Source organism: Macromonas bipunctata (assembly GCF_002837135.1).
In the GTDB taxonomy this organism is placed as follows: Bacteria; Pseudomonadota; Gammaproteobacteria; order Burkholderiales; family Burkholderiaceae_C; genus Macromonas_A; species Macromonas_A bipunctata.
Window position 1 is genome coordinate 1 of the sequence record NZ_NWBQ01000029.1, and the last position, 4254, is coordinate 4254.

General features: G+C 64.2%; 5 protein-coding genes, 1 pseudogene and 1 riboswitch. Of the genes and pseudogenes, 3 read left to right on the plus strand and 3 right to left on the minus strand.

Annotation, left to right across the window (positions count from 1 at the left end; translation table 11 throughout):
* The coding region (locus tag CON76_RS13520; RefSeq protein WP_145995333.1) for an RNA-guided endonuclease InsQ/TnpB family protein at window positions 1-463 on the plus strand (463 nt) is incomplete at its 5' end.
* Here CON76_RS13520 and CON76_RS04680 read toward each other — a convergent pair.
* Complete coding sequence (locus tag CON76_RS04680) at window positions 460-1056, minus strand: cache domain-containing protein (RefSeq protein WP_101102197.1); 597 nt, start codon at window positions 1054-1056, stop codon at window positions 460-462. The genes CON76_RS13520 and CON76_RS04680 overlap by 4 nt on opposite strands.
* 108 nt (window positions 1057-1164) lie before the next feature.
* A complete protein-coding gene (locus CON76_RS04685; RefSeq protein WP_101102198.1) occupies window positions 1165-2946 on the minus strand; it encodes an acyl-CoA dehydrogenase in 1782 nt (593 codons plus the stop codon).
* Window positions 2947-3010: 64 nt separating this feature from the next.
* Window positions 3011-3182, plus strand: a riboswitch (yybP-ykoY riboswitch).
* A gap of 16 nt (window positions 3183-3198) precedes the next feature.
* Here CON76_RS04685 and CON76_RS04690 point away from each other — a divergent pair.
* Window positions 3199-3777: a TMEM165/GDT1 family protein gene (locus CON76_RS04690; protein WP_101102199.1), complete on the plus strand. Its 579-nt coding sequence runs from the start codon at window positions 3199-3201 to the stop codon at window positions 3775-3777.
* A gap of 24 nt (window positions 3778-3801) precedes the next feature.
* Here the strand turns inward: CON76_RS04690 and CON76_RS04695 are convergent, their stop codons facing one another.
* Window positions 3802-4128, minus strand: a complete 327-nt coding sequence (locus tag CON76_RS04695; protein ID WP_101102200.1) for a chemotaxis protein — start codon at window positions 4126-4128, stop codon at window positions 3802-3804.
* Here CON76_RS04695 and CON76_RS04700 point away from each other — a divergent pair.
* A pseudogene (locus CON76_RS04700) lies at window positions 4127-4254 on the plus strand (IS5/IS1182 family transposase); the annotation flags it as partial. The gene CON76_RS04695 and the pseudogene CON76_RS04700 sit on opposite strands and share 2 nt — an antisense overlap.

Below are 4254 nucleotides of genomic sequence, written 5' to 3' on the forward strand. Positions count from 1 at the left end.
GGAACTGGCCAAAGCGCAGCGCGCCCGAAAGAAAAAACGGGTCAAGGCGATCTACGCCAAGATCAAAAATCAGCGCAAGAACGACTTGCACAAATTCAGCACCACGATGGTGCAAAAAAACGCCGCCATCTTCGTGGGCGACGTGGCCAGCGCCAAGCTGGTCAAGACCACCATGGCCAAAAGCACGTTGGACGCGGGCTGGGCCATGCTGAAAACCATGTTGGAACAAAAGAGCCATCAGGCCGGTGTGGTGTTCGAGGTCGTGAACGAAGCGTATTCAACCCAGACTTGCTCGTGCTGCGGGGTGATACCCGCCAGCAGTCCGAAAGGTAGGGCGGGTTTGCGAATAAGGGAATGGACGTGCAGCGAGTGCGGAACGACACATGATCGGGACGTGAACGCGGCACGGAACATTCTCGCGGCGGGGCATCGCCGTCTGGCAGCAGGAATCCCCGTCCGCTAGGACGGGGAGGATGTCAAAGTGGTGATCAGCGTGTTCTTGCCCGCGATGGGGTACATGTAGGGCTCGATCAGCACCTCGCGGCCACCTTGCTTGGCCAGCAGATAGTAGTCGCCGTTGCCGGGCTTGTCGTAGTCCACCAGCGGCTCGACCCCAATCTGGCCGCTGCCCCGGTTCCAGTACGGAATGAAGCGGCCCGTCTGGTCGTGCCCGGTCTGACCGGCGAAAGCGGCGTCCTGGCCGTCAAAGGCATTGGGCTCCCAGCCCGACCACACCCCCAGCAGGCGCGGGTTGCCCGCCAGCACGCCTTGCAGGATGGCGTTGGCCATCTGGCGGCTGGCCTGGCCGCTGGCCCTGAGCTCGCCCAGTGCGTGGGCCACCACGCGTGCCGATTGCATGGCCTCGTCCAGCGTGGCGCTGACCTGTGCCGCCTGGCGCCGGGCCAGCTCCTGCGCGTACTGGTTGGCTTGTTCCTGTTGCAGGCGGCTGGCCTGCACAGTCAGCACCGTGAAGGTGATGGCAAAGCCCAGCAGCACGATCGTGACGACCGACAGCAACAACTGGGTGCGCAGACTCTGTTTCTGGCGTGGCGGCATGGTGTTTGTTTCTGGTGAAATGTGGAATGGTACGCGCACTGGTGCAAGCAAGAACCGCACCAGACGGCTGTGTAGTGACCCCGATGTTTGGTGCGGGTGTGTGCCGCCTCAGAACATGTCCGCTGTCATGCGTTCCACGCTGCCGCCGGCTTGTTGCACCGCAGCGGCCCAGGCCTGTGCCTGCGGCAGCAGGGCCTCGGCAAAGAAGCGCGCCGTCACCACTTTGGCGGTGAAGAACGCTGGATCGTGCGGCTGCTGTTCGAGCGCCACCAGCAGCGCGCGCGCCATCTGCCAGCCGCACAGCACCAGGCCAGTCAGTTGCAGGTAGCGCACCGCACCGGCGTACACCACCTTGGGCTGCGCCTTGGCGTGCGCCACGATGAAATCGATGCAGCCTTCCAGCGCCAGCCGCGCCTGTTGCAGGGCTTGTGCCACCACGCTGCAGTCGTCGTGCTGGCGGGCGTGCAGGGCGTGTTCGGTGGCGGCGATCTGGGCGCACAGGCGCTTGGCCAGCGCGCCGCCGTCGCGCACGGTCTTGCGGCCCACAAAGTCGTTGGCCTGGATGGCGGTGGTGCCTTCGTAGATGGCCAGGATGCGCGCATCGCGGTAGTGCTGTGCTGCGCCGGTATCTTCCACAAAGCCCATGCCGCCATGCACTTGCACGCCCAAGCTGGTGATGTCGTTGGCCATTTCGGTGCAGTAGCCCTTGATGACGGGCACCAAAAACTCGTACAGCTCCTGCTGTTGGCGGCGCGTGGTAGCGTCGGGGGCGTGCAGGGCCTGGTCGTTGCTGGCCGCAGCCACATAGGCCAGGGCGCGCGCGCCTTCGGTGCTGGCCCGCATGGTCAGCAGCATGCGTTTCACGTCGGGGTGCTGGATGATGGTCACCGGCCCGCTGGAGCCACCCAAGTCGCGGCACTGGACACGCTCGCGTGCGTAGGCCACCGCTTGTTGGTAGGCCCGGTCGCAGATGGCCACGCCTTGCAAGCCCACGGTGAAGCGCGCCGCGTTCATCATAATGAACATGTATTCCAACCCCCGGTGGGGTTCGCCCACCAGTTCACCGATGGCACCGCCGTGGTCGCCAAATTGCAGCACGGCGGTGGGGCTGGCTTTGATGCCGAGTTTGTGTTCGATGCCCACGCACTGCACATCGTTGCGCGCACCCAAGCTGCCATCGGGCTGCACCAAAAACTTGGGTACCACAAACAGGCTGATGCCGCGCACGCCTTCAGGCGCACCGGGCAGGCGGGCCAGCACCAGGTGGATGATGTTCTCGGTCAGGTCGTGTTCGCCGTAGGTGATGAAAATTTTGGTGCCAAACACCTTGTAGGTGCCATCGGGTTGCGGTTCGGCCCGTGCGCGTATGGCCGCCAAGTCGGAACCCGCTTGCGGTTCGGTCAGGTTCATGGTGCCTGCCCAGGTGCCCGCCACCAGTGCGGGCACGTATTTTTGGCGCAACGCTGGGCTGGCCGCCGTCAGCAGCGCCTCCACTGCGCCGTCGGTCAGCATCGGGCACAGCGCCAGCGACATGTTGGCCGCGTGCAGCATTTCGTGGCAAGCGGTGGTCAGCAGTTGCGGCAGGCCTTGGCCGCCGTACTCGGTGGGGTGGCTCAGGCTTTGCCAGCCGTTGGCACTGAATTGCCGGTACGCGGCCTGAAAACCCGCCGAGGTGTAAACCTCGCCCTCTTGCCAGCGGCTGGGCTGTTTGTCCGCTGTGGCGTTGAGCGGTGCCACCACGTCTTGGCAGAATTTGGCCGATTCGTCCAGCACGGCGCTGGCGGTGTCGAGGTCAAACTCCTCCAGCCCCGGCAGCGTGGCCAGGGCCGGGAGGTCGGCCAGGTGTTCCATGACAAACAGCATGTCTTTGACGGGGGCCTGGTAGTGCATGAATTTCGCTCCTTGGGATGTGATACCGCATTATTCAACACCACCTGACACCCACGGTACAATCCGCCCCGTCATTGGGGAGTAGCCGCCCTGCACGCGTGCGGGGGCGAACGTCAACACACTTGGCCCACAGGGTCATGGCGTTCGCAACTGAGCACCAGTCTGGCAAGACCTTTGACCGCCGCACCTCCGGTTGGGCCGGGGAAGTGCGCGGTCATTGCTGTCCTGCCGGCCCTGGAACCGTGTTCTTTCATGGAAGCTTTGCTTATCTCCACCGGCGTGGTGGCTCTGGCCGAAATTGGCGACAAAACCCAGTTACTGGCCTTCATCCTGGCTGCGCGCTTCAAGAAACCCCTGCCCATCATCCTCGGTATTCTGGCTGCCACCGTGGTCAACCACGGCTTGGCCGGTGCGCTGGGGGCGTGGGTGACCTCGGTGCTCACCCCCGAGGTGTTGCGCTGGGTGTTGGGGGCCTCGTTCATCGGCATGGCCATCTGGACGCTGATTCCCGACAAAATCGAGGAAGAGGAAACCCAGGTGGCGCAAAAACTGGGTGTGTTTGGCGCCACGCTGGTCACGTTCTTTCTGGCCGAAATGGGCGACAAAACCCAGATTGCCACCGTGGCGATGGCCGCCCAATTTGCCACGCCCGTGCTGGTGGTAATAGGCACCACACTGGGCATGTTGATTGCCGATGTGCCCGCCGTGTTTGTGGGCGACAAGTTTGCCAATCGCATCCCCATGAAGTTGGTACACAGCATTGCCGCTGGCATTTTTGCCGTGCTGGGCGTTGCCACGCTGCTGGGTGCGGGCCAGGGGCTGGGCTTCTGAGGCTGCCCCTTGGCCCGTTGCGCTTCAGTGCAGCTTGAACTGTGACACCCGTTGCGCCAGCGCCTGCGCGTGCTGGCGCAGGGTGGACGCGGCGGCGGCGGTCTTGTCCACCAGGGCCGCGTTTTGCTGTGTGCTCTGGTCCAGCCCCCGGGTGGCCTGTTCGATGTCGCGGATGCCGGTGGCACCGTTGCGCGCGTCGGAGGCGATGCGCTCGATCAGGCGGCCGATGCTGTCGGCGCTGGCCAGCAGCGTGGTGATGGCGTCGCGCGCTTCGTTCACCACCTGGGCGCCGGTCTGGGTTTGCTCGGCTTTGTTGCACAAACACCCCGGAAGCAGGTAACCTTGGGCCATGAGTGAAGCCAGCGCCACCAGTAAGACCCGCTACCAGACACGCAACTGGGCCGAGTACAACGCCGCGCTCAAGGCGCGAGGCTCGCTGACCCTGTGGCTCGACCGCGACATGCAGTGGCTGGCCGC

Coding starts and splice junctions, on each gene's coding strand:
- CON76_RS04680 (WP_101102197.1), bottom strand. CDS start 1,056: ATGCCGCCACGCCAGAAACAGAGTCTGCGCACCCAGTTGTTGCTGTCG.
- CON76_RS04685 (WP_101102198.1), bottom strand. CDS start 2,946: ATGCACTACCAGGCCCCCGTCAAAGACATGCTGTTTGTCATGGAACAC.
- CON76_RS04690 (WP_101102199.1), top strand. CDS start 3,199: ATGGAAGCTTTGCTTATCTCCACCGGCGTGGTGGCTCTGGCCGAAATT.
- CON76_RS04695 (WP_101102200.1), bottom strand. CDS start 4,128: ATGGCCCAAGGTTACCTGCTTCCGGGGTGTTTGTGCAACAAAGCCGAG.